This window comes from Paraburkholderia sp. GAS333 (assembly GCF_050435665.1).
GTDB classification, from domain to species: domain Bacteria; phylum Pseudomonadota; class Gammaproteobacteria; order Burkholderiales; family Burkholderiaceae; genus Paraburkholderia; species Paraburkholderia fungorum_A.
The window spans coordinates 16,060-42,495 of the sequence record NZ_JBNDKS010000006.1 but is presented as its reverse complement, the minus strand read 5'-3'; the positions used below and the strand labels follow the sequence as shown (position 1 = coordinate 42,495).

The window sequence follows — 26,436 nt, the reverse complement described above, 5'->3', positions numbered from 1 at the left end:
CGCGCGGCTTGCGCACCCGGCACCGTGCAGTAGAACCGGTCGACGCGTCCGAAGCTACCGGAACCGGCGACGTACGCAAGATCGGCGCAGGCATCACAAAACACAGAAAGACAAAGAAGGAGACAGGCATGACGACAGTGCATACGTCGAATGCGACACCGGCTATGGGTGCCAGAGCGCGCCGCGAGCGTTATTCCGGCGTGCAGATCGCACTGCACTGGCTGATCGCGGCCGGCATCGTCGCGCTGCTCGCGCTCGGCTTCTACATGGTCGGATTGCCGAAAGGTTTGCCGGTCAAAGCGACACTGTTGAATCTGCACAAATCGCTTGGACTGACGGTTTTCCTGCTGGTGCTTGTGCGCATCGCGGCGCTCGCGGCCTTCAACCGGCCACCTCTTCCGCCGATGCGAGCGTGGCAACGCGCCGCCGCGCGCATTACGCAGGGTCTTTTATACGTCGCCATGATCGCGATGCCGCTCGCCGGTTATCTCGGCTCGTCGTTCAACCGTTTCGGCACGCGCTTCTGGGGCATCCCACTGCCGAAATGGGGCTGGGACGATCCGCACTTGCGCGAACTTTTTTTCGGTATTCACGAGGTGGCGGCGTATGTGCTGATCGCGCTGATCGTGCTGCATGTGGCGGGTGCGCTCAAGCATCAATGGATCGACCGGGACAATCTGGTCGCGAGGATGCTGCCATGACGAAGCGTCGCCGCGAAGCGCTGTCCGAGTCATTGCTCGAACCGCATACCCTGCGCACGCGCGACGGGCATCGCGTGTGGTACGCGCTCGCGGGTGCGGCCGACGGCGTGCCGGTCGCCGTGCTGCACGGCGGCCCCGGCAGCGGCAGTCAGAAAAGCGCGCTGCGGCTCTTCGATCTGAACCGCTTTCGCGTCGTGCTGATCGATCAGCGCGGCACCGGCGAGTCGACGCCGCATGGCAGCGTGCGCCATAACCGCACCGATTATCTGATCGCCGATCTCGAAGCGATTCGCGCGCGGCTCGGCTTCGAGCGCTGGAGCCTGCTCGGCGGTTCGTGGGGCGCGTCGCTCGCGCTCGCGTATGCCGGGCAATGTCCGCAGTCGATTGCGGGCGTCGTTCTGCGCGGCCTTTTTCTCACGTCGACGCGCGAAATTCGCTGCCTCTTCGTCACTTCACGTCGACGCGCGCCGCACGCATGGCGAAAGCTACGAGCAGCGGCGGCCTGTGATCAGTCATCCCAATTAAGCGCCGGCCGTTGCGCGACGCTTCTCCGCAACGGCGCGAATGCGGCGCGGCAACGCGCGCTCGCGCTCGCGTGGCGCGGCTATGAGATCGACGTGCTGGCGAGCGCCGCGACAGGTGGTGCCGTTTCGCCGCGCACGCGAGTGTCGCCTCGATTCGCGCGCGCGCTGACCGGCAAATACCGGGTTCAGAGCCACTACCTCGCCCATCGCTGCTGGCTCGGCGAAACGCGTCTGTTGCGGCTCGCGCGCCACGCAGCGGCGGCCGGTGTGCCGATCGCCGCCGTGCACGGTTCGCGCGATCCCGTCTGTCCGCCTGCGAATCTGCGGCGGCTCGCGCGCGCCGTGCCGTCTGCGCAGATCGAATGGGTGAAGGCGGGACATCTGGCGAGCGAGCCCGCGCTGCACGAACGCGTCGCGCAGGTCGTCGCGATGTTCGTTTCCACTTCTCACGAGGGGCGCAATCTGCGCCGCGCCGCATGAAGATCAAGGTGCTCGGTTCGTCAGCGGGAGGCGGCTTTCCACAATGGAACTGCAACTGCCGCAATTGCGACGGTGTGCGGCGCGGCACGCTGAAAGCGACGCGTCGCACGCAATCGTCGATTGCCGTGAGCGCGAACGGCGAGGACTGGCTACTCGTTAACGCGTCGCCCGATCTGCTCGCGCAGATTGCCGCGAACCCCGAGTTGCAACCCGCGCGTCGCGCGCGCGACAGCGGCATCGCCGCCGTACTGGTGATAGATGCCCAGATCGACCACGTCACCGGGCTGCTGATGCTGCGCGAGCGCGACACGCCGCTGCCGCTCTACGCAACCGACGCCGTCTGGCAGGACCTGCGCACGGGCTTCCCCGTCGCGCCGATCCTGTCGCATTACTGCGGCGTCGAACATCGTCGCATCGCGCTAGACGGCGCGCCGCTGGCCGTCGACGCGTTGTCGGGCGTGCGCATCGATGCGTTGCCGCTGTCGAGCAAGGCACCGCCCTACTCGCCGCACCGCTATGCGCCCGAGCGCGGCGACAACATCGGGCTCATGCTGACGAACCTGCAATCGGGCAAGCGCGTGTTCTACGCGCCAGGACTCGGTGCAATCGAAGCCCATGTGCTCGACGCGATGCGCGAGGCCGATCTGCTGCTGGTCGACGGCACGCTGTGGACCGGCGACGAAATGATTCGCCTCGGCCTGTCGAAAAAGACCGCGGCCGACATGGGCCATCTGCCGCAGACGGGCGCGGGCGGCATGATCGAAGCGCTTGACTCGCTGGATCGCACACGCGTCGGCAATCAGGACGCGGTGCGCAAGGTGCTGATTCACATCAACAACACGAATCCGATCCTCGTCGACGATGGCCCCGAGCGGCGCGTGCTCGCGGAACACGGGATCGAGGTCGCCCATGACGGAATGATGTTCGAACTTTGAGACCGCTGCGAGATGTGATGAAAAACGCAGGTGATGAAACGCAGGCGATGAAACGCGGTTGAGGACACACGGCTGGCAACGCGCGCGCAGTCGCGCGATAAAAAACGGAGACGGTATGAACGCGAAAGATACCTTTGGGACGAGGCCGGTGAACCACGTCAGCGCGGACGCGCCGCCGTGGAGCCGCGAAGAATTCGAGGCACAGTTGCGCGCGAAAGGCACCGCGTATCACATTCATCACCCGTTCAACGTGAAGATGAACAGCGGCGGCTGTTCGCGCGAACAGATTCGCGGCTGGGTCGCGAACCGCTTCTACTATCAGATCAATATTCCGCTGAAGGACGCGGCGGTTGTGTCGAACTGCCCCGATCGCGAAACGCGGCGCCGCTGGGTGCTGCGCATTCTCGATCACGACGGCTACGACGGCGCGGAAGGCGGCATCGAAACATGGGCGCGTCTTGGGGACGCGGTGGGTCTGTCGCGCGACGAACTCTGGTCGCTTGAACACGTCACACCAGGCGTGCGCTTCGCCGTCGACGCCTACGTGAATTTCGCGCGCCGCGCGCCGTGGCAGGAATCGGTCTGCTCGTCGCTCACGGAAATGTTCGCGCCGCAGGTTCATCGCGACCGGCTCGCTAGCTGGCCCGAGCATTATCCGTGGATCGAAGCCAGCGGCCTCGCCTATTTCCGCTCGCGTATTTCGCTCGCGCAGCGCGACGTGCAGCACGGTCTCGAAGTCACGCTCGACTACTTCACGCGACGCGATCAGCAGGAACGCGCGCTCGAAATCCTGCAGTTCAAGCTCGACATTCTGTGGACCATGCTGGATTCGATCGAAAAGGCCTTCCCGCAATGAACCCGACCAACGAATCGACAAACGCTCCTACAAACGACGCGGCCCGCGGCCGTGACGCCACCGGCGCCGCACTGCCGCTGACGATTGCGAAGCCCTTCCGTCTGCAATGGGAGCCTGCGCAGAACGCGCATGTGCTGCTGTACCCCGAGGGTATGGTGAAGCTGAATCAAAGCGCGGGGGAGATTCTCAAACGCTGTGACGGCACCCGCGACATAGACGCTCTGATCGCCGATCTGGAGCAGGCCTTCAACACCACGGGAATCGGCGCAGACGTGCGCGCCTTCGTCGCCGACGCGCATGCGCGCCACTGGCTGGAGTAACACAATGACCGATCTGGCGCATCCGGTTCACGAACCCGCCGCGCGGCCTGTCGTCGGTGTGAATCCGGACGACCCCGCAGCCGTGCCGCCGCCGTTGTGGCTGCTAGCGGAGCTGACTTACCGCTGTCCGCTTCACTGCGCGTTCTGCTACAACCCGCTCGACTACACCGATCACCATCGCGAACTGAGCACCGCGCAATGGATCGACGTGCTGCGCGACGCGCGCGCGCTCGGTGCGGTGCAACTCGGCTTCTCAGGGGGTGAGCCGCTCGTGCGCGATGATGTCGAGGTGCTGGTCGACGAAGCGCACAAGCTCGGCTTCTACACGAATCTGATCACGTCGGGCGTCGGCCTGACCGACAAACGTCTCGACGATCTGAAGGCGGCCGGACTCGACCATATCCAGTTGTCATTCCAGGATTCGACGCGGCAACTGAACGACTTCCTGAGCAGCACGCGCACGTTCGACCTGAAGCAGCGCGTCGCCGCGTCGATCAAACGGCACGGCTTTCCGATGGTGCTCAACTGCGTACTGCATCGCTACAACCTGCCGCACGTCGACAAGATCATCGAGATGGCGCTCGCGATGGGCGCCGAATACCTCGAACTCGCGAACACGCAGTACTACGGCTGGGCGCATCTGAACGAAGCGCAACTGCTGCCCACGCGCGAGCAGCTCGAAGAAGCCGAAGCGGTCGTCGAACGCTACCGGCGCACGCTGGGTGAGCGATGCAAGATTTTCTTCGTCGTGCCCGACTACTTCGAGACGCGCCCGAAGCGCTGCATGAATGGCTGGGGCGCGGTGTTTCTGGGCGTCGCACCCGACGGCGCAGCACTGCCCTGTCACGCGGCGCGCGGGCTCCCGGGGTTGACGCTGCCGAACGTAAAGGACACGCCGTTGCGCGAGATCTGGTACGACAGCGACGCATTCAACCGCTTTCGCGGGCTGCACTGGCTCAAGGAGCCGTGCTGCAGTTGCGACGAGAAAGATCGCGATCTGGGAGGTTGCCGCTGCCAGGCGTACATGCTGACCGGCGATGCGGCCAATGCCGACCCCGTGTGCGACAAGTCGCCGTTTCACGAGACCGTGGTCAGGGTCGTGCAACGGGCGGCGGCGTCCGCGATGTCCGAACCCACGGCGTCCCCGCGCGAGCAGCCGATCCTGTTTCGCGACGACGCCAATTCGCGCAAGCTCGCATCGGCTGCCCGCGAGCGTCACATCCACGGAGACAACGGAGGCTGATCATGACTGCGGGAACCATCTCCGTGCTGCTCGTCGACGATCACGCGGTCGTGCGCGAGGGCTACCGGCGTCTGCTCGAACTGAATGCCGACGTGCGGGTGTGCGGTGAAGCTGCCGACGCCGCGCAGGCGTATCAGCGCTTTTGTGCGCTACGTCCCGACGTGGTCGTGATGGACGTGTCGCTGCCGGGCGCGAGCGGGATTGAAGCGATGCGACGCATGCTCGCACGCGAACCGGACGCGCGCGTGCTGATTTTCAGCGTGCACGAAGAATCGATCTTCGTGCGCCGCGCCCTCGATGCTGGCGCACTCGGTTATGTGACGAAGGCGAGCGCGCCGGATGTGCTCGTCGAAGCCGTACGCTCGATCGCGCGGCGTGCCGGCTATCTGAGCCCCGACATCTCGCAGGCGCTAGCGATGCGCACGGCCTTCAGCGAAGGGCCGCCGGGACGTCAATTGTCGGCGCGTGAATTCGAAGTGCTGCGGCTGCTCGTGCAGGGCTACACGCTGCCAAGCATCGCCGAAAAACTGGGTTTGAGCCAGAAGACGGTGGCCAACCATCAGTCGGTGATCCGGCAGAAATTCGGCGCGGACAATGGTGTGCAACTCGCGCAGATGGCAAGCCGCCTCGGACTTCAATTCACCGGTTCGGCCAGTCCCGCGTGAGCGGGCACGCGCGCGCAGAACAGAAAACCGCGTTGCGGCTCGCTTGCCATATGAAATTCGCCGCCGAGCGCCTCGACGCGCTCACGCATGCCGATCAGCCCGAGCCCTGCGCGCGGCTGGGTCAGATCGGTGCCGGGACCGTCGTCGGCCATCGTCACGACGATTTCGTCCTGCGCCGTGCCGGCCGCATCGCCATCGTGCGACTCGCGCGGTGCGCGCACCATGAACACTTCCACACGTGAGCTGCTCGCGAACTTCGACACGTTCGTCAAGCCCTCCTGCACGAGCCGGTAGAGCGTGATGGTCAGCGCATCGCTCAGGCCGCTGTAATCCCCTTCGATCGCCAGCGAAAACGACGCGTCGGGCAGGCGCTCGCGCCAGCCGTCGACGCAATGTTCGAGCGCGCTCGGCAAACCGAATTCGTCGAGACCGATCGGCCGCAGACGTCGGGTCATGTTGCCGATCTGCCGATAGACGTGGCTCGCGCTCTGGATCAGACCGAGCGCGATGCGATGAATCTCAGGCTCGTGCGCCGACGTGCGTTGTTCGACGCCGCCCGATGTATCCGACAGATCGCGAATGCGCGCGGCGTCGAGCGAGATCGCATTCAGATACTGGCCGAGTTCGTCGTGCAGCTCGCGTGCGAGATGACGGCGTTCGATCTCCTGAGCTTGCAACGCCTGGCTCGCGAGCCGCCGGTTATCGGCGAGCAGCCGTTCGGCCTCCTGCTCCAGCGCGCGGCGACGGATCACCTCGCGACTCGCTTCGCGATAGCGGCGCCACGCAAACCAGGCGAGTCCGATAGACAGTACGAACAGCGTGCCCGGCAATTCGTCGAGCTGAAAGCGCTCCATGCCGCGCGTGAAGCGATACGCGCGTTCGCTGAGATCGAACGCGGCGCCGCAGACCGCCGCGAGCGCGGTTACCGCGACGACGCACGTGAGGTCGCGCCAGATCGACGAAGCCATGGTCGGATTGCGCATGAGGATGAGCGGATCGCTTGACGTGACGTTTGCATTCTACTCAGCGCGATCACACACGGCGGACTTTTGCGGAAGATTTGGGAGACGCTCCCTGACAGATCGGGAAAAGCTCCCGCGCGTGCAGCGCACTGCTTATGCGAAGCTTTTAACGCATACCGACAGAACGCGCGATCAGCGCGACAGGCGCACGACGCGCCCCGACGCGACAGGAGACACACGATGAACATGCGATCACAGGCTCGCCACAGACGTCGTATTCAACGCCGCGCCGGCATCACACTCTGTTTCGGCGGCGCGCTCGCGAGCCTGTCCACACTTGCATGGGCGCAGACTGATGCGCCGGTTGCGGCGTCGTCGGCGGGGCCGGCGGCCACAGCGGCGCCCGACGCAGCAACCGGAAGCGGCAGTGCCACCAGAGCCGCCGTGACGACGCTTGCACCGATCGTCGTGGTCGGCACGACGCCGCTGCTCGGCATCGGCACGCCGCTCACACAGGTGCCGGCGAATGTGCAGACGGTCAACTCGGAAGATCTGCTTCAGCAACGGCGCAGCACGCTCACCGAGTACATGTCGCGCAATCTGCCGAGTGTCGACGTCGCCGACGCGCAAGGCAATCCGTATCAGATGAACCTAACGTATCGCGGCTTCACTGCGTCGCCGCTGCTCGGCACGCCGCAAGGGCTGTCGGTGTTCGTCGACGGCGTGCGCGTGAACGAGCCCTTCGGCGACGTCGTGAACTGGGACCTGCTGCCGCAGCAGGCGATCGACACGATGCAGCTGATTCCAGGCTCGAATCCGACTTACGGCTTCAACACGCTGGGCGGTGCGTTGTCGATCACGACGAAGAACGGCAAGGACAATCCGGTCGGCGAGGCCGAGGTCGCGCTTGGTTCGTGGGGACGCAAGAGCGCGCAGATCGAACAGGGCGGCACGATCAACCAGAACCTCGATTACTACTTCACCGCCAATGCCGCGAATGACAATGGCTGGGCCGAGCAGAACGAAAGCCGCATCCGTCAGGCGTTCGGCAAGTTGCGCTATACCGATGCGGATACGACGCTGTCGCTGTCGGCCGGCGGCGCGGACAATGATCTGCACGGCACGCAGACCATCCCGCGTTCGTTCCTCAACAATTTCAAACAGCCGTACACGTTCCCGGACCAGAACGAAAACACCGTCGGCTACCTGACGCTGTCGGGCGACCACTATTTCAATGACCATGTCGAGCTGAGCGGCAACGCTTACTACCGGCATTTCCGTAATACCAACATCAGCAGCAACGTGAACGACGATTACGGCACAATCGACGACGACGGCAACGTCAACACGTTGCAGGCGACCAACGAGAAGTCCGTCGTGTCGACCGACAGCTATGGCGCGAGCCTGCAACTCACGCTGCTCGGCAAACTCGGCAGCATGCAGAACCAGTTCATCGCGGGCATGGCGGTCGACGCCGCCAATTCGCGCTTTCAGCAATCGTCGCAAGATGCCGCCTTCACCGATTCGCGCGCGACGATCGGCATCGGCGACTTCGAGCAGCAAACTTACGCGAAGACGCACAACACGAACTACGGGCTTTATCTGTCGGACACGCTGTCGCTGACGCCGCACTGGTCGGTCACGGTGGCGGGCCGCTACAACTGGGCAGATGCGACGATCGGCGACGAGAGCGGTCTACAGCCGGAATTGGACGGTCACCACACGTTCTCGCGCTTTAACCCGGCCATCGGCATCAACTGGAATCCGACGCCGGCGCTGACCGCGTACGCGAGCTACAACGAAGGCATGCGCTCGCCGACTGCAATCGAGCTGGCCTGCGCCGACCCGGCCGCGCCGTGCTCGCTGCCCAACGATTTCATCTCCGATCCGTCGCTCGAACCGGTGATCTCGAAGACCTTTGAAGTCGGCGCGCGCGGCAAGATCGGTGCGTCGACGACATGGAGCGCGGCCGCCTATCACACGACGCTCGACAACGACATCGAGTTCATCAGCAGCAACGGCGCGGGCAGTTCGCAAGGCTTCTTCCAGAATGTCGGCCGTACGCTACGCCAGGGGCTCGAGCTGTCGGGCCACAGCAAGCTCGGCCCAGTCGGCGTGACGGCAAGCTATAGCTACGTCGACGCGACCTACCGCTCCACGTGGACCGAAAGCAGTCCGAGCAATTCCAGCGCCGACGCCAACGGCAACATTACCGTCAAGTCCGGCGATCACATTCCGGGCATTCCCGCGACCACCGTGAAGCTGCGTCTCGACTACGCCGCGACGTCGAAGTGGAACCTCGGCACCAACCTCACGTGGCGCGGCAGCGTCTACGCGCAAGGCGACGAAAACAACGAGGACGTGAACGGCAAGATCTCCGGCTACCTGCTGATCGATATGGACACCACCTACCAGGTGACGAAGCAGTTGCAGGTCTTCGCGTCGGTGACGAACCTGCTCGACAAACGCTACGCGAGTTTTGGCGCGCTCGGGACGAACTACTTCACCGGGCCGAACCATACGTTCGACGGCACGAATCCCGTTAACGAGCAGTTCGTCGGCCCGGGTGCGCCGCGCGGCTTCTGGATGGGACTGCGCTACGCGTGGAAATAGGCGGCGGGGCAAGCGGGCGGCGGGGCCGGTCACGCGGTCGGCCCGCGTGCCGCCATCGCCGCTCGCGAGGCGACCGCTGCCGGCTTCAATGCGACTCGATCGAGCCGTCGCTGTGCGGATACGTGACGATGCCCCACGCAAGCGGCAAGTCGCCGATCTGTTTGATCGGCTGATAGGTTTTGGCGTCGAGCACGTAGACCGCATCGGAGCGCCCGCATGCGACCAGCAGTTTCGAGCCGTCGGGCGTGAAACTGAAATGCCAGCAACGCTGGCCGACCGGCACGTCGGCGAGATGGTCGAAGCTGTGGCCGTCGAAAACCTGCACCGCCTTGTCACGCGACGCGGCCACGAAAAGGCGTTGGCCGTTCGGTCCGAACGCGACACCGTAAGGGCCCAGTTTGGTATCGACGGTCTTGACCACGTCGAACGTGTGCGCGTCGATCACGACAAACTTGCTGAGCGATTCGAGCGTGACGACGTAGTACTTGCCGTCCGGCGACAACCGGATGCCGCGCGGACGCCCGCCTGCCGCGAGCTTCACCGTTTTCACCGGTGCGCCCGTGCGCGCGTGGTAGACCGATACCGTATCGTCGCCTTCGTTGGTGACGAGCATCGTCTGGCCATCGCGCGAAAATTCGATGCCTTCTGTTTCGTGCCCGCTCGTCACTGAGCGCACCACGCGCCACGTCTTCATATCGACGATTGCGATCTCGGCGGGCAGCTTGTTGTCGTCGTCATCCGCGCCGGGCTTGCCGCCGGGCCTACCGTCCGTTTTCGCGCCCGCCTTCGCTGTGGGTGGACCGCCCTCCTCGCCCGGTTCGTACGTCACGTAGACGTAGCCGTTGTGAACGCGCACGTACTCCGGGTTCTTGCCGATCTTCACGCGCTTCACGACCTGACCGGTCGCCGTGTCGATCACCGACAGATCGCCCGTGTTCTTGTTGGCGAGCAACAGACGCGAACCGTCCGCATTCAGGCTCAGTCCGCGTGGACCGTCTGCGCCCACCGCGATTGTTTTGGCAAGCGCCATCTGGTCGAGGTCGATCACGCCGACGCCGGCCTTTTCGCTCGTCACATACGCGAGCGGCGTGGCCGCGAGGGCGGTCACGGCAGCGCTCGCAGAGAGCATGCACGCGAGGGCCAGCGCCATGGAACGGCGGGATGGTCGGGGGAAAATCCGTGTCTCCAGCATCATGTTGCTCCGTGGTGAGATCGCTGCGCCGCGAATCGCTCGCGTCATCCATTCAAGGTATCCCACCGGGCGTTTGTTTGACAACGCGCAACGGGCGGGAGAATTTCCCGAATTGACGCGCGGCGGCGGACGCCGGTTCTAAAAGCGCTGACGCGGGAGGACAATGAACCCGGAGATGGCGCGCCGCCGCGAACTGTTTTCGCGAACCGTGCGACGGATCTTCAACTGGTTGCGAACGATGCTGCAAGCTGTCATGGCGAACCCCGCAAGACATCCGATGCCCGCGCCGCGTTACCGCCGCGGCGTGATCGTGCTGGGCGCAGTGATCGGCGCGCATCTGCTGTTGCTGCTTCTGGCGACGTCGATGCACGACAACGTCATCGAACGGCCGGTCGAACCGGTGACGATTACCGCGATGTTGCTGAGTCCCGAACCGGAATCGACGGCGCCGGTTGCGGCGGTTGCGCCGGCGACGAGGCCTGCGGCGCAGATTCCAGTGCCTGCACGCGCAGTGCCGAAAATGCCCGCGCACATGCCAACGCAGATGCCGGCACTTCCCCGCGCGCATGCATCTCGCAGTACAGCGATCGCTGCGGCCGCGGGGCGCTCCGCGCCGACGGACCATCCGCCTTCCACCACGGCCGCCGCCACCGATACGTCAGCGGCGGCGTCTGCGCCGACCACCGTCGCTTCCGCAAGTCCTTCCGCGGCCGCCGCAGCGCCGCCCTCGCCTGCCGCCGAACGGGCCGTCGCGACATCGTCGGCGCCGAGAAACGTCGCGCATATCGATTGCCGAATTCCCGCGCCCGATTATCCCGACCCGTCGAAACGGCGCCGCGAGAACGGCACCGCGATCGTGCGCTTCGTCGTGGGAACCAATGGCCGGATCGAGACCATGCAATTGCAGAAGAGCAGCGGCTATCCGCGACTCGACGACGCCGCGCTCGCTGCCGTTCATGAAGGCGTCTGCGAGCCGTACAGCGAAAACGGCGTGCCGGTTCGCGCCGCGTATTCACAGGCATTCGTGTTCGGACTGACCGACTGAATGACGATTGAACACGAGCGTCCGGGAGCGGCATGCAACACCGGAACACGACTGCACAACCGATCACCGCACAGAGGAAAACAGCCATGCAACATTACGGACTGGCAAATGTCTGGCAAACCGGCGACGTCGTCACGCGCTGCATTCTGGCCGTGCTGATGATCATGTCGGTGCTGTCGTGGACAGTGATCATCGTCAAGCTGTGGCAGGTGCTGCGACTGCGGCGCGCGACGATGCGAAACGACGCGCGCTTCTGGAACGCCGAGCGTTTCGAAGACGGCCTGAATAGCCTCGGCAATCAAGAGCCGGACGCGAACGACAACCCGCTGCTGTCGCTCGCGCTGGCGGGCCACGAAGCGGCGACGCATCACCGCCAGGCGCAGCCGCATCTGCAGGATCGCATTGACGTGTCCGACTGGATCACCCGGCGTTTGCAGGACACGCTGGACGACACCGTCGCGCGGCTGCAAAGCGGTCTGGCGGTTCTCGCGTCGATCGGCAGCACGGCGCCTTTCGTCGGCTTGTTCGGGACCGTGTGGGGCATTTATCACGCGCTGATCGTGATCGGCGAAACCGGGCAAACGTCGATCGAACACGTCGCGGGACCGGTCGGCGAATCGCTGATCATGACCGCGTTCGGCCTGTTCGTCGCGATTCCGGCCGTGCTCGGCTACAACGGACTGAACCGCGCGAATCGCGCCATCGTCACGCGGTTGAAGCGTTTCGCACACGGACTGCACGCGTATTTCGTGACCGGTTCGCAACTGCGTTCGAGCACGACGGGCACGCGCATGCACGCCGTGCAGCCCGGAACCGGCACGAATCGCGACGGAGATCTCAGATGGCAATAGCGCCTTTCTCCGACGATGACGACGCTGGCCTGATGAGCGAAATCAACATGACGCCGCTCGTGGACGTCATGCTGGTGCTGCTGATCATTTTTCTCGTCACGATTCCGGCATTGCAGCATGCGGTCAGGATCGACCTGCCGCGTGCGGGCAGTCAGCCGGAAGGGGGCCGGGCGGCGCACGTGGATCTCGCGGTCGATGTGCATGGCGCAGTACTGTGGGATGGCCAGCGCGTGACTGACGACGGTTTGCGCGCACGCATCGCAGAAGCGGCGCGTGCGACGCCGCAACCGGAACTGCATCTGCGCGCCGATCGCACGGTGCCCTACGAGCGTGTCGCCGAAGTCATGTCGGCCGTGCAAGCGGGCGGATTGACGAAGATGGCCTTCGTCACGATGCCGAAACCGCGGCACTAGCGTGGCGCCGCGTTCAACTTAAACCCGTGCTTATCGACCGCGAAAGAATCTCTGAATTTAAACTCGCGAGAGGCTCCGCTATCGTGATGCGTGTCAGAACGGCAATCATCACGAGGAGTGGATCATGCAGGCTCTGATCTTCGACGTCGACGGCACGCTTGCCGATACCGAAACTGCTCATCGGGACGCGTTCAATGCGGCTTTTTCAGAGGCGCGGCTTGACTGGTTCTGGGACGAGCCGCTTTACGCGCGTCTGCTGAAAGTGGCCGGCGGCAAGGAGCGCCTGCTGCATTACTGGCACACCATCGAGCGAGAAGAAGCCGAAGGACCGAATGCACGCGAATGCGTCATGGCGCTTCACGCGCTGAAGACCGCGCATTACGCCGGGCGTGTGCGCGACGGCGGCTTGCCGTTGCGTCCGGGCATCGCGCGTCTGATCGACGAGGCGCGAGCGCACGGCGTGCGGGTGGCCATCGCGACCACTACGACGCCGGCCAATCTCGACGCGCTGCTGCAAAGCCATTTCGGCGCGGCCTGGCGCACACGCTTCGCAGCTATCAGCGACGGAGGCACCACAGCCACCAAAAAGCCTGCGCCCGACGTCTATTTCCATGTGCTTGACCAGCTCGAATTGCCGGCCTCAGCCTGTGTCGCCTTCGAAGATTCGGCCAACGGCCTGCTCGCGGCGCGCGCGGCTGGCATTCCGACTGTCGTCACGCCGACCCGCTATACCGCTGCCGATCCGTTCGACGGCGCGCTAGCCGTGCTGCCGCACCTGGGCGATCCGCACGCACCGATCGATCGAACCGTGCGGGGCGAAGCGTTAAGCTGGCTCGATCTGGCGACACTGCGCCGTTGGCATCGCGACGCTGCGACGCCGGGAGGATCTCAGCCGTTCAGCGTGGGCAATCCGGTGCGCAGCCCGGCGCGTCCGTCATGGTGAGCGGGCGTCGTCGCGGGCTGCTGATCGATCTGGACGGCACGATGGTCGACACCGCGCCGGACATTGCCGCAGCCGTCAATCGCATGCTCGAAGAACTCGACGCCGCGCCGCTGCCACTCGATAGGGTGACCGGCTTCATCGGCAACGGCGTGACGAACCTGGTACGTCGTACGCTGTCGGCGTCGGGCTTGAACGGACGCTGCGAAATTGGCGTAGCGCTGCCGGTGTTCGAACGGCACTACGCAAACACGAATGGGCAATTCGGCGAGGTATTTCCCGGAGTCATGAACGGCTTGCAACAACTCCGGCGGCTCGGCTACCGGAGCGCTTGCGTGACCAATAAACCGCAGGCACTCGCTGCCGCGCTTTTGACGCGCAAAGGTCTTGCCGACTACCTGGATGTTCTCGTCGCTGGCGATACGCTCGCGAGCATGAAGCCGTCGCCCGAACCTTTGTGGCACGCGTGCCGGCTGCTGAATATCGATGTGGCCCATTGCACGCTGATCGGCGATTCGCCTGTCGATGTTGCTGCTGCGCGTGCCGCTGGCATGCCGGTGTGCGTCGTCGCATATGGTTATGCGGGCGCGGGCGGCGCACAGGCGTTATGCGCGGACGCGTTGATCCAGACGTTCGAAAGACTGCCAGCGTTGCTCGCATGACTGGGCACTGCGGTTCAAGACGACGGCTTGATGCCTCGAGTAAGTTGGCACGTTCTCGCTGACGAGCCGTGCCAACCGTCAGTCACGGAGGTTAAAAATAGCTGGTTTCGCAATAGGTTGGTGGTCTTACTGAGCGGTCGCGGCAGTCGACGTATAACGCGGCGCGGCCTCGGCATTCGCGAACCGGGGAGCCAGCGCACGACGCTCGGTTTCCCATTTCGTCCAGGCGTCGCCGTCGTGCAGCGTCGGGATAGTCACGAGTTCGCCCTGATCGAGGCCTGCGAGCGCGGCATCGACCAGATCGTCGGCAGTCATCGTGCTCGCGGCTTCCTTCTGCTTCGCATAGCCGGCGACGTCCCAGAACTCGGTTGCTGTCGCTGCGGGCAGTACGGTCTGCACACGCACGCCCTTGCCTGCGAGGTCGCGCTGAAGCGCATGGCCGAAGCTCAGCACGTACGATTTCGACGCGCTGTACACACCATTCAGCAATTCGACCGCAATGCCGACCACCGAACTGATGTTGATAATGGTGCCCGAGCCTCTGGCGACGAACGCAGGCGCCGCCGCATAGGTGAGACGCGTCAGTGCCGTGATGTTCAGGGTGATCATCGATTCCATCGTGTCGACCTGGCCGTCGAGAACCGACGCAACCGAGCCGACGCCTGCGTTGTTCACCAGCATCGTGATGCGCGGGTCTTCGCGAAGCACGCTCTCGACTTTCGCGAGCGCCGCCTTGTCGTTGAGATCGGCGGCAATCGTCTCGATCGTGCGGCCGGTCTCTTTCGCGAGGCGCTCTGCGTGCGCGCTCAGTCGGGACTGGTTACGTGCCACGAGAATGAGGTCGAAGCCCCGCCTCGCGAGACGGTCAGCGTAGATGGCGCCAATGCCAGCCGAAGCGCCGGTGATCAATGCGAAACCTTGCGTGGAGGAAGTCATTTTGAGTCCTTTGGGTAGGTGGCTGAACCAACAGGGCGTCAGTTCATGAAGCGAATTTTGACCTCCATCGCGTCCGACCTCAATGTCATATATGCAATGATTTCTGCCATTCTTTCGCCCACGTCGATGTCTGTTATGTGCTACCTTCAACGAATCAAGCCATGATTCGCGAGGCATCCATGCATACCGTCGGACTCGTCGTCTATCCCAACTTCCAGTCGCTCGCGCTCGCCGTGGCGAGCGTCTTCGAGTACGCCAATCTTCTGCGCGGCGAAGCGGCTTACGAATTCAGCATCGTGTCCGAGCGCGGTGGGCCGGTCGCATCGTCGCAAGGGTTTTCGGTTCATAGCGAACCACTTGCCGATGAGGGCTATGACACTCTCATCGTCGCGGGCGACAACGAATGCCGCCTTCCTTCGACTGCGCTGGTGGATTACCTTCGGGAAGCGCCGCACCATTCACGGCGAATTGCGTCGATCTGTACCGGCGCTTTTGTTCTCGCGGCGGCCGGTTTGCTGGAAGGAAAACGCGCCACGACACACTGGTTCCATGCGCGTGATTTCCAGAAGCAGTATCCAGACGTACAAGTCGAAGAAGACCGCATCTTCGTCGTGGACGGGCAGATCTGGACGTCCGCGGGCATGAGCGCCGGCGTCGATCTTGCGCTTGCGATCGTCGAAAACGACTTTGGGCTGGACACGTCGCGCATGGTGGCGCGCAAGCTCGTGCTGTATCAGCGTCGCGGAGGCGGTCAGTCGCAGTTTTCGGCGCTGCTGGAGATGGGCGCCCGCTCGGACCGCGTTCAGATGGCACTCACCTACGCGAGCGAAAACCTGGCGAGCGATTTGTCGGTCGAGCGGCTGGCGGAAGCGGCTCGGCTCAGTCCGCGTCAGTTCAGCCGCGTATTTCGTGAGGAAACGGGGCAATCGCCCGCGAAGGCGGTCGAGCGGCTTCGCGTTGAAGCCGCGCGTCTGATGATGGAGACGACGCGTCACCCGATCGAGATCGTCGCGCGAGAGACAGGCTTTGGCGACCGCGAGCGGATGCGTCAAGCGTTCCTGCGTGCATTCGGTCAGCCGCCGCAAACCATCCAGCGGGCGTCCGGTATCACGCCCCTTGCGTCGTAAGCGCAGTCCTTACTGCTCGCCCGGCGTCCATTCCGGGCTGTAGCCGCCTAGCGCCGGGTGATACATCTCATCGCCGGAATGCTGGGTAAATTCGACGTTGAGCCGGTCTTCACGCAGCCCAAGAATATCGATGCAGTGCGCGCACAACGCTTTGGCGACGTCCATGCGCAGTTCGGGCGCCCGGCCCTTTCTGATGTCCAGCATCATGACCGCGACCGGGGTGGGCTCCTCACCGGCGTCGGGAATCCGCCAGACCCCGCCTTCCCCCAGTTCCCGAATCGCGACGCTGATACGCCTGATGTCGACCGACATCATCCGCGCGTAGGTTTCGCTCATCTTCAGCGCAAGGCGCCGCTTGTCTTCCACGGAATAGTGGTCGTTTACGTCCAGTTGCAGATAGGGCATGGTCGTCGCACTCCTTGAAAGCCCCATTTTTTCACCGGACGCGGCGCCTCGCCAATGTCGGATGCGCAAGGTTTCCGGACACGCGAGCGTTCGCGTTAGCCCGCTGACGATCGCCTTGTCGAGACGCGGCGGGACCGTTCGGGGCGGCCATCATGCGCTTATTCTGCTATCCACCGACGGACATTGAGTTTGTCTGAACATCGCTTCGAAGTCCTCGATGGAGAGCGGGCGCGAGAAAAAGTAACCTTGATAGGCGTGGCAACCCGCCGCTGCGAGAAAGTCACGCTGCGCCTCCGTCTCGACCCCTTCCGCGATGACCCCCAGACCGAGACTGCGCGCGAGCGCCACGATAGCGCTGGCGATCACCGCGTCGTTGGGATCAACCAGAATATCGCGTACGAACGAGCGGTCGATCTTAAGCTGGTCTAGCGGCAGGCGCTTCAGATACGAAAGCGACGAATATCCGATACCGAAATCGTCCAGCGCGAACACAATGCCCTTCTCTTTCAGAGCCTCCATCTTGCGGATGATGTCCTGCACGTTGTCCACCAACACGCTTTCCGTCAGCTCCAGTTGCAACCTGTCAGGCCTCGCGCCGGTTCGATCGATGATGGTCAACACCTTTTCCACGAAATCGGATTCGCGGAACTGCTGGGCGCTGACGTTGACCGCAATCGTGAGGTGTTCCATGTCAGCGCGCGTTGCCCATTGCGCCAGCTGCGCGCACGCCGTTTCCAGAACCCAGTTTCCCAACGCGAAAATCAGCCCCGTCTCTTCGGCAAGGGGAATGAAGTCACTGGGCGAGATCAGCCCGCGCCGGGGATGCTGCCAGCTGACGAGTGCCTCCACACCGGTTATGTCGTTGTGGTTCACCTGCGCCTGATACTGGAGCAGCAACTGGTTGCCTTCGACCGCATCGCGCAATCCCGCTTCAAGCAAAGCCCGCTCTACCACGATGGTTTGCATCTCCGGGTCGAAGAAGCACATCGCGTTGCGTCCTCGCTCCTTCGATTTGTACATCGCCAGATCGGCCTGTTTCAGGAGTTCATCGATCAAGGTCCGATGTCCGTTGAACACGGTCGCGCCAATACTTGCGCCGCTGCGGTATTGAACGTCGCCAAGCTGGTATGGCGTGCCGAGCGTGGCGAGAAGTTTTTCGCACAGGGCTTCAGTCTGGGCGGCCGCTTCCCGCCGGTTTCGGTGCAAATTCCTCAGCACCACCACGAACTCGTCGCCTCCTACTCTGGCGACGGTGTCGCTATCTCGCACACTTGCGGCCAGACGTTGTGCGACGTGCTTCAGCAGCAGGTCGCCTTTGTCGTGGCCCAGCGTGTCGTTCAACGTCTTGAAGCGATCCAGATCGATGAACAGCAGCGCGCCGCATTCTCCAGTCTGGGCGCTGCCGGCAATCGCCTGCTTCAGGCGGTCCAGCAGGAGTGTCCGGTTAGGCAATCGGGTGAGGGCATCGAAAAACGCTAACTCCCTGATGCGCTCTTCCGCGATCTTGCGTTGAGTAATGTCATGATGTGTGCCGACATAGTGGCTAACGACGCCGTCATCGCTCACCACGGCAGAGATCGTGAGCCACTTCGGGTATTCGTCGCCATTTTTGCGGCGCCCCCAGATCTCCCCTTGCCAGCCGCCGACACGACGAATCGTGTCCCACATCTCCTCGAAGAATGCGGCTGCATGACGGTTGGATCGAAGCGCCCGAGGTGTCTGGCCGACGATCTCCTCGGGTGCGTAGCCCGTGCATTCGGTGAACGCCGAGTTCACGCGAAGAATCGTGGCGCTGGCGTCGGTGATCATCATCGGCTCCATCGAATCGAACGCAACGGCGGCGATTCGAAGTTCGGCCTCCGCCTGCTTGCGTTCGGTAATGTCCCGCCCGCTCGTGCGAAAACCGATGAAACCGCCCGTGGAGTCGCTAATGGGAACCCACGACGCAGACAGCCACATCAGCGAGCCGTCCTTGCGGATGCAGCGAAATTCCAGGTCGTCGCCACGACCGCCTTTCAGCGCCTTTCTGAATTCCGGCGCCACGCGCGGAATATCCTCCGGGTAGATCACGGCTCCGGCGAAATCGCGCATGCTCATGCATTCGTCGACGGTATAGCCGATGTAGTCCTTGACCGCCGGATTGATCCAACGCGGCTTGCCGTCCCGTCCCCACCAGATTTCCCAGTTGACCGTGCAGTCGGCGATCGCGCGGAATTTCTCCTCGTTCTCCCGTAGCTCTTTCGTCATCGCCGACGCAAGCCGTAACGTTCGTCCGCGACTGGTCATCATCAGCCAGGTGAGCAGCGCGAGGAGCAGACTCAAGCCGGTGCCGGTAACGGCGATCGGAAGCATCGCGTTACGGCCGAAGCGGGCGTAAAAGTCATCCTGCGCGCTCATCGAGAGCGTCCAGTTGTGCCCGCCGACGACAAGGTATTCGCTGGCCGATATGTCCGACGGGCGATGAAGGCCAGCGGCATCCGGCGTTCGATGAAACAGTGCGGCGGCCGAAGGCGTGACGCCGTCATAAACAGCGATGCTGAGTCCGGGCGGCTGCTCTCCATACAGACTCGCAATGACGTCGCGCATGCGGAACGACGCATACACCCAGCCGATCAGGTGGGCGCGACGCTGCTCGACGCTATTCTGCGGCTGGCCCGGCGCGTAGAGCGGCAGGTACATGATGAAGCCGGGGTGCGCATTGGTTCCGGCATCGACCGATAGATGAACCTTTCCTGAAACGGTTGCCATCCCGGAGTCGCGTGCCTGCTCCAGCGCACGCCGCCGCACCGGATCGGACCACGCGTCGAACCCCGGCGGAGCGCGATTGATGCCGACAAATGGCTCACGCTGGATGATCGGTGCGTAGTTGTCGTGCGAGCCTTGCGACTGGATCGCGTAGTCGAGCAGTCCCTGACGATGCATCGCGGCGACGTGGGCCGTCTTCTGGGCCGCCGGCACCCACGCGACGATCCCGATCGCCTGGATGCCGGAGAAGTTCGCATCGACATTGAGGGTGTCCACATAGGCTCGAAAGCGCTCGCGGTCTACGTCACCGCCAGCGACGACGAAACTCTGCACGCCACGCAGCAGAAGTTCATACGTGCCCATACGCTGTTCGATCCGGCTGACGGCGTCGCCGAGCGAGAAATTGAACTGGTTCTGGAGTTCGTGGCGGGAGGCTTGCCGTTCATGGTCCCATAGCATCCAGGTCACGCTGAGCGCAGCGGACAGGACCACGAGCGGCAACAGCACCAGGCGCGCCCAGTTCACTGGCGTGCCTGGAAGTTGACCATCGAGGTGGCGAGGTCGGGTTTGAAATACTTCTCGAAAATTCGCAGGACAGTCCCGTCCGCGCGCATTTGATTCACCAGAGCTCGCCATTTCTCGCGCTCGTCCGGCGACAGTGCTTTCTTCGACATGATGAGGCCGTGCGGCACGGCGGGGTCGTCGAACTCCACGATGGTGGTCACATCTCGGATCTTTTTGTCGTCGATCGCAGGGTAGTCGAAGGGCTCGATAATCATGCCCTGTATCTGCCGGAGGATCAGTGCCTGATACAACGGATCCAGACCGCCCGCCTGGCTCACCCGGTTTTCATTCGACAGCGAGTCGACGAGGCGGTTTGCCGATTCGCTATAGCGGAAGCTGCGAATTACGCCGAGTCGAAACTGGTCGTTGTGCTCGAAATCGGCAAGGCGCCGGATGCCTGCATCTTTACGGACGAGCAAATAGTATTTGTTGCTGAAATACCAGGCGAAGTCCGCGTACTGGTTGCGCTCGTCATTGGAAATACCCGACAGACTGAAGTCGAGTGCGCCGGACTCAATCAGCTTCCAGATTCTGGCCCGCGACATGAGACTGACTCTGATCTGGCAGCCGCTGCGCCGGCTCAACTCGTCGGCGAAATCCTTGTCGATGCCGGTATCCGTATCAACCGAATACAGCAGCCCGTGATCGTGCAACGCGAGCGTGAACGGGCGTGAGCAAACAGGGCTGGCCGCTACGGCAGTGCCCAGACTGCTCATCACCAGCAACATCCCAGCAAGGACATGTCGAATCACGGTAATTCCATCCTGTGAAACTTACTGAGTAGCGATCCCTCTGATCGGCGGTAACCTGACGCGCGCCGCAGACGTGTTGCCACGCTAACTGCGGGTAGTCAGATACCGTTTTTGGGGAAGCTGGCCGAAATGCATCTGTCTCGCCGGGTCAACATAATAGTTGATCCGAAATCTTCCTGCTCGATCTAACGGCATCCTGCTGTAATTCTTTAGGTATCGGCCAGGACGCAGGAAGTTGTCTCCCAACGGCTGGCGCCATCGGAAGAATTTGACAATTCACGCGACTGTGACGACCGGCTGAGACTGGTCGAACCCGCGAGATCGGGTGGCGGAAAATCTGGCTAGGCAAAAGGCAGCGGCCCTTCGAACTGCCCGATATAACACAGGTGAGAAACCGCTGGACCACGCAGTTCTCCCCAGCGATGCAACATAAAAGCAGGCGGCTCAAGATAAGAAGCCGGCTCGGCATCCGCTTCGACGCGCAACGCGATCTGCGTAGTCGTGCTGGGACAGGTCAATACCGGCACAGGTCCGATGCGCGTTTGCATCGAGCGGTGAACGTGGCCTGCGACGATACGGTCGACGTTGTCGTATCGGGAGACGAGTTCGACGAAAGCGTCAGCGTCTCGCAGGCCGTACACGTCGAGATACGGTATGCCGGTAACGAACGGCGGATGATGCATTGCAACGACGACCGGCCTATGCACGTTTGCAGCAAGCTCCCGCTCAAGCCAGCTTAGCGAAGCGAGGCTAAGTTCACCGTGGTGGAGTCCCGGGACACTCGTGTCGAGCGCGAGAATCCGCACCGCGCCGACATCGATGCCAAAGTTAAGCTCGCCTTCAGCGGGTAGCCACAACTGATCGGCAAAGGCGGCGCGCAAATGGTCCCGGTCATCGTGATTACCGGGCATTACAGCAAACGGATGTATTAACGGCGCGAGCAATTCACGCAGCGCCTCATATTCTGCGGGTGATCCCTCGTCTGTCAGATCACCTGTAATCAGGACGAGATTCGGAACGGGCTTCAACCGGTTGAGCGTTCCGATGGCGCGCGCGAACATCGCGTTGGAGTCGACGAGACCTTGATAGAGCAACCCTCGCGGCCGAACATGAATATCTGAAAGCTGCGCAATCACTGTCATGGGCACCCTGCACGCCGGTCGTGGACTATTCGGGACAATTCTTTGGTGCGAGGAGGCTAAACGACCAAAAAACTTTTGTGGAGGGTGCACGACCGCGCCGAAGTCGGAGCCCTTCCCCGGATGAACCCCGGCATGTCGAACCCGTATCGGCCGCGCAAGTTTGACGCGACTTTACGCACCGCACCGAGCCATATCGTCAATCGTTGCACGCGGTTGCACATCATTCAAAGCGTCGATGTATCTGTCTGCGCACCACTGCTCATCTATGTGACCGACGACAGTAGTCCGTTGATCATCGAATACGAGGATCAAGCACGTCGTGCTGCATCCAGTCGCCCTGATCCGCTTCAAAGGATAGCGATTACTGGCAATAGATTCCCGATCAATCGGCAAACCCGAAAGAAAAGCAATGCGAAGCAAATTCGCGCAACCGATCTACGCCTACTCAAACAAACTTCAATATCGAAAACATCAATAAGCAAAGCGAAATGATCCAACGGATCGCCCTCCACCGCTCACGCGAATACCCCCGATTCTTCGCAATGGGAAGCGAGAAATGGCCACTAGCTTCAAACAATTAGTCATTTAGCTATTAAGCATTCACCGAACATAATCGACTTTTCAATCGCTATTGCGCCACACGGGATAACGCAGAAACATCGTTACCCGCGCAATCGCAGACACCTCCGACAAAGCACTGGAGAAACCGCTGTGCCCACCTCTTTCGTGATCATCATGACGACGGCGCGCAGGCGTTCGCCGATCGACAGGACCTGACATGCAGTCGATTTTCGAATATGCGCTACTCGGCCTGAGCACAGGCGGAGCGTATGCACTGGTCGCGCTGGGACTCGTCGCCGTCTATCGCGGAACGGGCGTCGTCAACTTCGCGCAGGGCGGCATCGGCATGGCCGCCACCTACGTGTTCTGGAAGCTCTATGCGCACGCGGGCGTGCCGCTGTGGATCGCGCTTGCAATCGGGCTGCTGTCCGGCATCGCAATCAGCATCGCGTTCTATGCATTCGTCGGCAGGCGGCTAGTCGGTGCATCGACGACGATGAAGACGCTGGTCACGTTAGGTCTTCTGCTAGCGCTGCAGGCCGCCGTCCGGATCGTCTGGACCAACCAGCAGGAGCGTGTGCCCAGCTTTCTGGTATCCGGCGGCGCGACGCTGTTCGGCGCGCGCATCCAGTACCTGTCGACCGTGCTCGTTGTAGTCGCAATGGCACTGACCATCCTGCTGACGCTGCTGTTCGAGCGCACACGCTTCGGTCACGCGACGACCGCCTTGCAGGACAGCCCGCTCGGTGCGCAAGCGCTGGGATTTTCGCCGCATCCGTGGGGCGCGGCCGCGTGGGGCATCAGCGGACTGCTCGCCGCGCTGGCCGGGATACTGCTGTCGCCCGTCACGGCGCTGAGTCCGAACGCGCTCAGCAGCCTCGTGATTCCGTCGCTCGGCGCCGCGCTGATCGCAGGCTTCCGGCGCTTCTGGGTCGCGCTCGTCGTGGCGCTCGTCGTGGCGCTCGTCGCGGGCATTCTCGAATCGCTGGCGATCGGGCTCTCCATCGAGCCGGGTCTTGGAAAGTCGATCCCCTACATCGTCACGCTAATCGCGCTGATCGTCAGCGGCCGCAATCTGCCTGGCCGTGGCACGATCGACGCGCCGCGCCTGTTCCGGGTCGGCTCCGGCCGGCTCAGCTGGTTTGGTCTCGCAGCGGGCGTCGCCACGGTCGTCGTAGCAACCTTCGCCTTGCCGGATTACTGGTCGGACACGATCGCGCTGACCGGCATCTTTGCACTGGTCGGATTGTCGATGGTGGTCTCGACCGGCTACGCGGGCCAGGTCAGTCTGCTGCCACTGGGCCTGAGCGGCGCGACCATGCTGCTCGCCGGATGGATCAACCAGAACGGTGCGTCGTTGCTCGTCACGCTGTTGGGCTCGGCGCTCGCGGCGGGTGTCGCCGGCGCGATCATCGGTGTGCCCAGTGCGCGGCTGCGCGGGATCGGGCTGACCATTGCGACGCTGGCGGTCGCGGCGATCATCGAAACATGGGGCTTCACTACCGACCGCTTTCTGAACGGCGTGCAAGGCTGGACCACGAGTCACGTCGACCTGTTCGGCGTGTCGTTCGACAACGCGTTGCACCCTCAGCGCTTTGCATTGCTTGCATGGAGCGTGACCCTTCTCTCAGCCCTCGCTGTAGCGAACCTGCGCCGCAGCCGGGCAGGACGCCGCATCCTCGCCATGCGGTCGAACGAGCGCGCCGCCGCGGCATCAGGCGTATCGGTGCCGCAGGCCAAGATTGCTGCGTTCGTGTTCTCGACGATACTCGCGGGCCTGGCAGGTGCACTGCTTGCGCTGCAAAGCGGCACGGTCGGTGGTCAGCGTTTCGGCGATGGCTTTGCATACACGGACAGCCTCGCCGTGCTCAGCATGGCCGTGCTGTCGGGCGCGGGATTCATCATGGGCGGCGTGCTCGCAGCGATCTTCGCGCCTGGCGGCGTGCTGCCGCAGATCCTGTCGTTCAGCGGTCCGGTCAACGACTGGGTTGCCCTCGTGCTGTCGCTGAACCTCGTGTTCGTGCTGATCACCGAGCCCGACGGCGTCGTCGCCCAGATCCAGCGCGGCTGCGCACGGTTGCCTCCCGGCCTGCGACGAATCGGCAACCGCCTGATCCAGTGGCCGCAGCGCGCTGCCGGAACGGTTCGCGAATCCGCACCGGTCGAGCCAGGCCGCGCGCCGTCGCCGTCCACACTGCGCGGCGCAGGTGCAGGCGCGGGCGCGGGCGCCGCGCTGCAGGTCGACGGGTTGCGTGTTGCGTATGGTTCGGCGGTCGTCGTCGACGGCGTGAGTTTCAGCGTAGCGCCGGGCGAAGTGCTCGGCGTGCTGGGGGCGAACGGTGCGGGCAAAAGCAGTCTGATCGACGCGATCACCGGCCTTGTTCCGGCGCGTGCGGGGCGCGTCCTGATCGGCGGAGAGGACGTCAGCACCTTCATGCCGGAGCGCCGCGTCGCACGCGGTTTGACGCGTACCTTCCAGGACCATTTGCTGTTCGACGACCTCTCCGTGCGGGAAAATCTGCAGGCCGCCGCCGAGCGCAAGGATCGGCTCGCGTGGCTTCTCGCTCCGTTCGGTCTCGCGCCGCGCAAGCCGCTGCCTTCAGTAGATATAGCCGCCGCCTCAGCCGGCATCACCCATCACCTCGATGCAACCGTCGACACGCTGTCGCTGGGCTGGCAGGCGCGCGTCACGCTGGCGCGCGCGCTGGCCGCGAGTCCGCGCGTGCTATGTCTCGACGAGCCCGCCGCGGCGCTGAGCCCGGAGGCGCGGCAACACGCGATCGACGTGATCCGCCACGCGGCGCGCGAACTCGGCATCGCCATTCTGCTGATCGAGCACAACATCGACGTGGTCCTTGCAACCTGCGACGCAGCCATCGTCATGGAGGCTGGACGCGTGATCGCTCGCGGCACGCCATCCGAGGTGCTGCGTCTGCCCGCCGTACGACGCGCTTATCTCGGCGAACCACTCGAGGCCGACGACGCATCGTCGAGCCAGCTTCTGGCGAGGGCCGTCGCATGACACAACCCGTACTCGAACTTCGCCGGCTGCGCGCCGGCTACGGCCACCGCCGGATTCTCAACGACATTTCACTCAGCGTCGAAGCCGGCGAGATCGTCGCGCTGCTCGGCCGCAACGGCGCGGGCAAATCGACGACGCTGCTGGCCATTGCCGGATTCATCGCCGATGTCGAAGGCGAGATCCTGCTCGACGGGCGGCCGCTCACGGGCCCCGCGCATCAGCGCGCGCGTGCCGGAACGGGTCTCGTCATCAAGGGGCGCAGTCTGTTCGGCTCGCTGAGCGTCGCCGACAACCTGCGCCTGTGCGATCTGGCGCCTGCCGCTCTGCTCGACATCTTTCCCGAACTGGAGCCGCGTCTTGGCGTTGCCGCCGGTCAGCTGAGCGGCGGCGAACAGCAGATGGTCGCGGTCGCGCGTGCACTGCTGCGCAGGCCGCGCGTCGTGCTGCTCGACGAACTCACGTTCGGCCTGAGCCCGGCGATGGCGCGGCGCGTGGTCGATGCCGTCGTCAGCCAGTCGCGCAACGAAGGGATTGCGGTGCTCGCGGTCGAGCAGCACATCCACATCGCCGAGCGGATCGCGACGCATGCGGCCATCGTCGCCGATGGCGAGGTGAAACTGCATCTGCGCCGCGACGAACTGCTCGCGCGCGCACACGAAGTCGAAGCCATCTATCTCGGTCACGCGCTCGATGTGTGAGCCGTCTTCCATGCCGCGTCGAGTGTCCTGCGCGCATTTTGCGTTGGACGCCGTGCGCTTGTTCATGACTTTTATCGTCCCC

General features: G+C 63.4%; 24 protein-coding genes. 17 read left to right on the top strand and 7 right to left on the bottom strand.

From position 1 onward, the window contains the following. Positions 1–128: 128 nt before the first annotated feature. The 7 genes from ABH945_RS27445 to ABH945_RS27415 all read left to right on the top strand — a co-directional run bounded on the left by ABH945_RS27445 (position 129) and on the right by ABH945_RS27415 (position 5,724). Positions 129–701 carry a cytochrome b gene (locus tag ABH945_RS27445; protein WP_429252648.1) on the top strand — a complete coding sequence of 191 codons (573 nt, stop codon included), beginning with the start codon at positions 129–131 and terminating at the stop codon, positions 699–701. Next, positions 698–1,705, top strand: a complete 1,008-nt coding sequence (locus tag ABH945_RS27440; protein ID WP_429252647.1) for an alpha/beta fold hydrolase — start codon at positions 698–700, stop codon at positions 1,703–1,705. The genes ABH945_RS27445 and ABH945_RS27440 overlap by 4 nt, the downstream gene beginning before the upstream one ends. Next, positions 1,702–2,640 (top strand): pyrroloquinoline quinone biosynthesis protein PqqB, encoded by a 939-nt coding sequence (gene pqqB / locus ABH945_RS27435; protein ID WP_429252646.1) that lies wholly within the window; start codon positions 1,702–1,704, stop codon positions 2,638–2,640. The genes ABH945_RS27440 and pqqB overlap by 4 nt, the downstream gene beginning before the upstream one ends. Before the next feature lie 115 nt (positions 2,641–2,755). Continuing rightward, positions 2,756–3,496 carry a pyrroloquinoline-quinone synthase PqqC gene (gene pqqC / locus ABH945_RS27430; RefSeq protein WP_429252645.1) on the top strand — a complete coding sequence of 247 codons (741 nt, stop codon included), beginning with the start codon at positions 2,756–2,758 and terminating at the stop codon, positions 3,494–3,496. After that, the gene (pqqD, locus tag ABH945_RS27425) at positions 3,493–3,816 is read left to right on the top strand and encodes a pyrroloquinoline quinone biosynthesis peptide chaperone PqqD (RefSeq protein ID WP_074771310.1); all 324 of its coding nucleotides are present in this window, start codon (positions 3,493–3,495) and stop codon (positions 3,814–3,816) included. The genes pqqC and pqqD overlap by 4 nt, the downstream gene beginning before the upstream one ends. A 4-nt stretch (positions 3,817–3,820) precedes the next feature. Then, the gene (gene pqqE, locus ABH945_RS27420) at positions 3,821–5,059 is read left to right on the top strand and encodes a pyrroloquinoline quinone biosynthesis protein PqqE (protein WP_429252644.1); all 1,239 of its coding nucleotides are present in this window, start codon (positions 3,821–3,823) and stop codon (positions 5,057–5,059) included. 2 nt (positions 5,060–5,061) lie between these two features. Then, positions 5,062–5,724 (top strand): response regulator, encoded by a 663-nt coding sequence (locus tag ABH945_RS27415; RefSeq protein WP_074771308.1) that lies wholly within the window; start codon positions 5,062–5,064, stop codon positions 5,722–5,724. On the opposite strand, the gene ABH945_RS27410 is transcribed toward ABH945_RS27415, so the two are convergent. Further along, entirely contained in the window at positions 5,694–6,692 is a 999-nt protein-coding gene (locus ABH945_RS27410) for an ATP-binding protein (RefSeq protein WP_429252643.1), read from the bottom strand. The genes ABH945_RS27415 and ABH945_RS27410 overlap by 31 nt on opposite strands. A gap of 234 nt (positions 6,693–6,926) precedes the next feature. Between ABH945_RS27410 and ABH945_RS27405 the strand changes: the two genes are divergently transcribed. Beyond that, positions 6,927–9,299 carry a TonB-dependent receptor gene (locus tag ABH945_RS27405; RefSeq protein WP_429252642.1) on the top strand — a complete coding sequence of 791 codons (2,373 nt, stop codon included), beginning with the start codon at positions 6,927–6,929 and terminating at the stop codon, positions 9,297–9,299. 85 nt (positions 9,300–9,384) lie between these two features. Here the strand turns inward: ABH945_RS27405 and ABH945_RS27400 are convergent, their stop codons facing one another. Continuing rightward, positions 9,385–10,491 carry a beta-propeller fold lactonase family protein gene (locus tag ABH945_RS27400; protein ID WP_074771305.1) on the bottom strand — a complete coding sequence of 369 codons (1,107 nt, stop codon included), beginning with the start codon at positions 10,489–10,491 and terminating at the stop codon, positions 9,385–9,387. A 163-nt stretch (positions 10,492–10,654) separates the two neighbouring features. On the opposite strand from ABH945_RS27400, the gene ABH945_RS27395 reads away from it, so the two are divergent. From ABH945_RS27395 to gph, 5 genes are all read left to right on the top strand, one after another. After that, positions 10,655–11,536, top strand: a complete 882-nt coding sequence (locus tag ABH945_RS27395; RefSeq protein WP_429252641.1) for an energy transducer TonB — start codon at positions 10,655–10,657, stop codon at positions 11,534–11,536. Between the two features lie 86 nt (positions 11,537–11,622). Further along, positions 11,623–12,387, top strand: a complete 765-nt coding sequence (locus ABH945_RS27390; protein WP_074771304.1) for a MotA/TolQ/ExbB proton channel family protein — start codon at positions 11,623–11,625, stop codon at positions 12,385–12,387. Then, on the top strand, positions 12,378–12,800 hold the full coding sequence (locus ABH945_RS27385; protein WP_429252640.1) for an ExbD/TolR family protein: 423 nt from the start codon (positions 12,378–12,380) through the stop codon (positions 12,798–12,800). Before ABH945_RS27390 ends, ABH945_RS27385 begins: the two co-directional genes overlap by 10 nt. 124 nt (positions 12,801–12,924) lie before the next feature. Continuing rightward, positions 12,925–13,743, top strand: a complete 819-nt coding sequence (locus ABH945_RS27380; protein ID WP_429252639.1) for an HAD family hydrolase — start codon at positions 12,925–12,927, stop codon at positions 13,741–13,743. After that, on the top strand, positions 13,737–14,402 hold the full coding sequence (gph, locus tag ABH945_RS27375) for a phosphoglycolate phosphatase (protein ID WP_429252638.1): 666 nt from the start codon (positions 13,737–13,739) through the stop codon (positions 14,400–14,402). The genes ABH945_RS27380 and gph overlap by 7 nt, the downstream gene beginning before the upstream one ends. Before the next feature lie 126 nt (positions 14,403–14,528). Here the strand turns inward: gph and ABH945_RS27370 are convergent, their stop codons facing one another. Then, positions 14,529–15,338 (bottom strand): SDR family NAD(P)-dependent oxidoreductase, encoded by an 810-nt coding sequence (locus ABH945_RS27370; protein ID WP_429252637.1) that lies wholly within the window; start codon positions 15,336–15,338, stop codon positions 14,529–14,531. A gap of 179 nt (positions 15,339–15,517) precedes the next feature. On the opposite strand from ABH945_RS27370, the gene ABH945_RS27365 reads away from it, so the two are divergent. Further along, the gene (locus ABH945_RS27365) at positions 15,518–16,465 is read left to right on the top strand and encodes a GlxA family transcriptional regulator (protein WP_429252636.1); all 948 of its coding nucleotides are present in this window, start codon (positions 15,518–15,520) and stop codon (positions 16,463–16,465) included. A gap of 9 nt (positions 16,466–16,474) precedes the next feature. On the opposite strand, the gene ABH945_RS27360 is transcribed toward ABH945_RS27365, so the two are convergent. From ABH945_RS27360 to ABH945_RS27345, 4 genes are all read right to left on the bottom strand, one after another. After that, a complete protein-coding gene (locus ABH945_RS27360) occupies positions 16,475–16,870 on the bottom strand; it encodes a tautomerase family protein (protein ID WP_429252635.1) in 396 nt (131 codons plus the stop codon). Positions 16,871–17,020: 150 nt separating this feature from the next. Beyond that, positions 17,021–20,140, bottom strand: a complete 3,120-nt coding sequence (locus ABH945_RS27355; protein WP_429252634.1) for a bifunctional diguanylate cyclase/phosphodiesterase — start codon at positions 20,138–20,140, stop codon at positions 17,021–17,023. Further along, positions 20,137–20,931, bottom strand: coding sequence for a substrate-binding periplasmic protein (locus ABH945_RS27350; RefSeq protein ID WP_429252633.1), 795 nt, complete (start codon positions 20,929–20,931; stop codon positions 20,137–20,139). Before ABH945_RS27350 ends, ABH945_RS27355 begins: the two co-directional genes overlap by 4 nt. A gap of 341 nt (positions 20,932–21,272) precedes the next feature. Then, positions 21,273–22,163 carry a phosphodiesterase gene (locus tag ABH945_RS27345; RefSeq protein ID WP_429252632.1) on the bottom strand — a complete coding sequence of 297 codons (891 nt, stop codon included), beginning with the start codon at positions 22,161–22,163 and terminating at the stop codon, positions 21,273–21,275. 30 nt (positions 22,164–22,193) lie between these two features. Here ABH945_RS27345 and ABH945_RS27340 point away from each other — a divergent pair, with 30 nt between their 5' ends. The 3 genes from ABH945_RS27340 to ABH945_RS27330 all read left to right on the top strand — a co-directional run bounded on the left by ABH945_RS27340 (position 22,194) and on the right by ABH945_RS27330 (position 26,354). Beyond that, a complete protein-coding gene (locus ABH945_RS27340) occupies positions 22,194–22,565 on the top strand; it encodes a hypothetical protein (protein WP_429252631.1) in 372 nt (123 codons plus the stop codon). A 286-nt stretch (positions 22,566–22,851) separates the two neighbouring features. Beyond that, positions 22,852–25,656, top strand: coding sequence for an ABC transporter permease subunit (locus tag ABH945_RS27335; protein WP_429252630.1), 2,805 nt, complete (start codon positions 22,852–22,854; stop codon positions 25,654–25,656). After that, positions 25,653–26,354, top strand: a complete 702-nt coding sequence (locus ABH945_RS27330) for an ABC transporter ATP-binding protein (RefSeq protein WP_074771295.1) — start codon at positions 25,653–25,655, stop codon at positions 26,352–26,354. Before ABH945_RS27335 ends, ABH945_RS27330 begins: the two co-directional genes overlap by 4 nt. Positions 26,355–26,436 lie beyond the last annotated feature (82 nt).

What these genes read in the sequence shown, in the direction of transcription:
- ABH945_RS27445 (WP_429252648.1), top strand. Translation starts at nt 129, where the DNA reads ATGACGACAGTGCATACGTCGAATGCGACACCGGCTATGGGTGCCAGA.
- pqqC (WP_429252645.1), top strand. Translation starts at nt 2,756, where the DNA reads ATGAACGCGAAAGATACCTTTGGGACGAGGCCGGTGAACCACGTCAGC.
- gph (WP_429252638.1), top strand. Translation starts at nt 13,737, where the DNA reads ATGGTGAGCGGGCGTCGTCGCGGGCTGCTGATCGATCTGGACGGCACG.
- ABH945_RS27335 (WP_429252630.1), top strand. Translation starts at nt 22,852, where the DNA reads ATGCAGTCGATTTTCGAATATGCGCTACTCGGCCTGAGCACAGGCGGA.
- ABH945_RS27410 (WP_429252643.1), bottom strand. Translation starts at nt 6,692, where the DNA reads ATGGCTTCGTCGATCTGGCGCGACCTCACGTGCGTCGTCGCGGTAACC.
- ABH945_RS27330 (WP_074771295.1), top strand. Translation starts at nt 25,653, where the DNA reads ATGACACAACCCGTACTCGAACTTCGCCGGCTGCGCGCCGGCTACGGC.
- ABH945_RS27340 (WP_429252631.1), top strand. Translation starts at nt 22,194, where the DNA reads ATGAACCCCGGCATGTCGAACCCGTATCGGCCGCGCAAGTTTGACGCG.
- ABH945_RS27390 (WP_074771304.1), top strand. Translation starts at nt 11,623, where the DNA reads ATGCAACATTACGGACTGGCAAATGTCTGGCAAACCGGCGACGTCGTC.
- ABH945_RS27415 (WP_074771308.1), top strand. Translation starts at nt 5,062, where the DNA reads ATGACTGCGGGAACCATCTCCGTGCTGCTCGTCGACGATCACGCGGTC.
- ABH945_RS27360 (WP_429252635.1), bottom strand. Translation starts at nt 16,870, where the DNA reads ATGCCCTATCTGCAACTGGACGTAAACGACCACTATTCCGTGGAAGAC.
- pqqE (WP_429252644.1), top strand. Translation starts at nt 3,821, where the DNA reads ATGACCGATCTGGCGCATCCGGTTCACGAACCCGCCGCGCGGCCTGTC.
- ABH945_RS27385 (WP_429252640.1), top strand. Translation starts at nt 12,378, where the DNA reads ATGGCAATAGCGCCTTTCTCCGACGATGACGACGCTGGCCTGATGAGC.
- ABH945_RS27370 (WP_429252637.1), bottom strand. Translation starts at nt 15,338, where the DNA reads ATGACTTCCTCCACGCAAGGTTTCGCATTGATCACCGGCGCTTCGGCT.
- ABH945_RS27395 (WP_429252641.1), top strand. Translation starts at nt 10,655, where the DNA reads ATGAACCCGGAGATGGCGCGCCGCCGCGAACTGTTTTCGCGAACCGTG.
- ABH945_RS27380 (WP_429252639.1), top strand. Translation starts at nt 12,925, where the DNA reads ATGCAGGCTCTGATCTTCGACGTCGACGGCACGCTTGCCGATACCGAA.
- pqqD (WP_074771310.1), top strand. Translation starts at nt 3,493, where the DNA reads ATGAACCCGACCAACGAATCGACAAACGCTCCTACAAACGACGCGGCC.
- pqqB (WP_429252646.1), top strand. Translation starts at nt 1,702, where the DNA reads ATGAAGATCAAGGTGCTCGGTTCGTCAGCGGGAGGCGGCTTTCCACAA.
- ABH945_RS27440 (WP_429252647.1), top strand. Translation starts at nt 698, where the DNA reads ATGACGAAGCGTCGCCGCGAAGCGCTGTCCGAGTCATTGCTCGAACCG.
- ABH945_RS27405 (WP_429252642.1), top strand. Translation starts at nt 6,927, where the DNA reads ATGAACATGCGATCACAGGCTCGCCACAGACGTCGTATTCAACGCCGC.
- ABH945_RS27400 (WP_074771305.1), bottom strand. Translation starts at nt 10,491, where the DNA reads ATGCTGGAGACACGGATTTTCCCCCGACCATCCCGCCGTTCCATGGCG.
- ABH945_RS27365 (WP_429252636.1), top strand. Translation starts at nt 15,518, where the DNA reads ATGCATACCGTCGGACTCGTCGTCTATCCCAACTTCCAGTCGCTCGCG.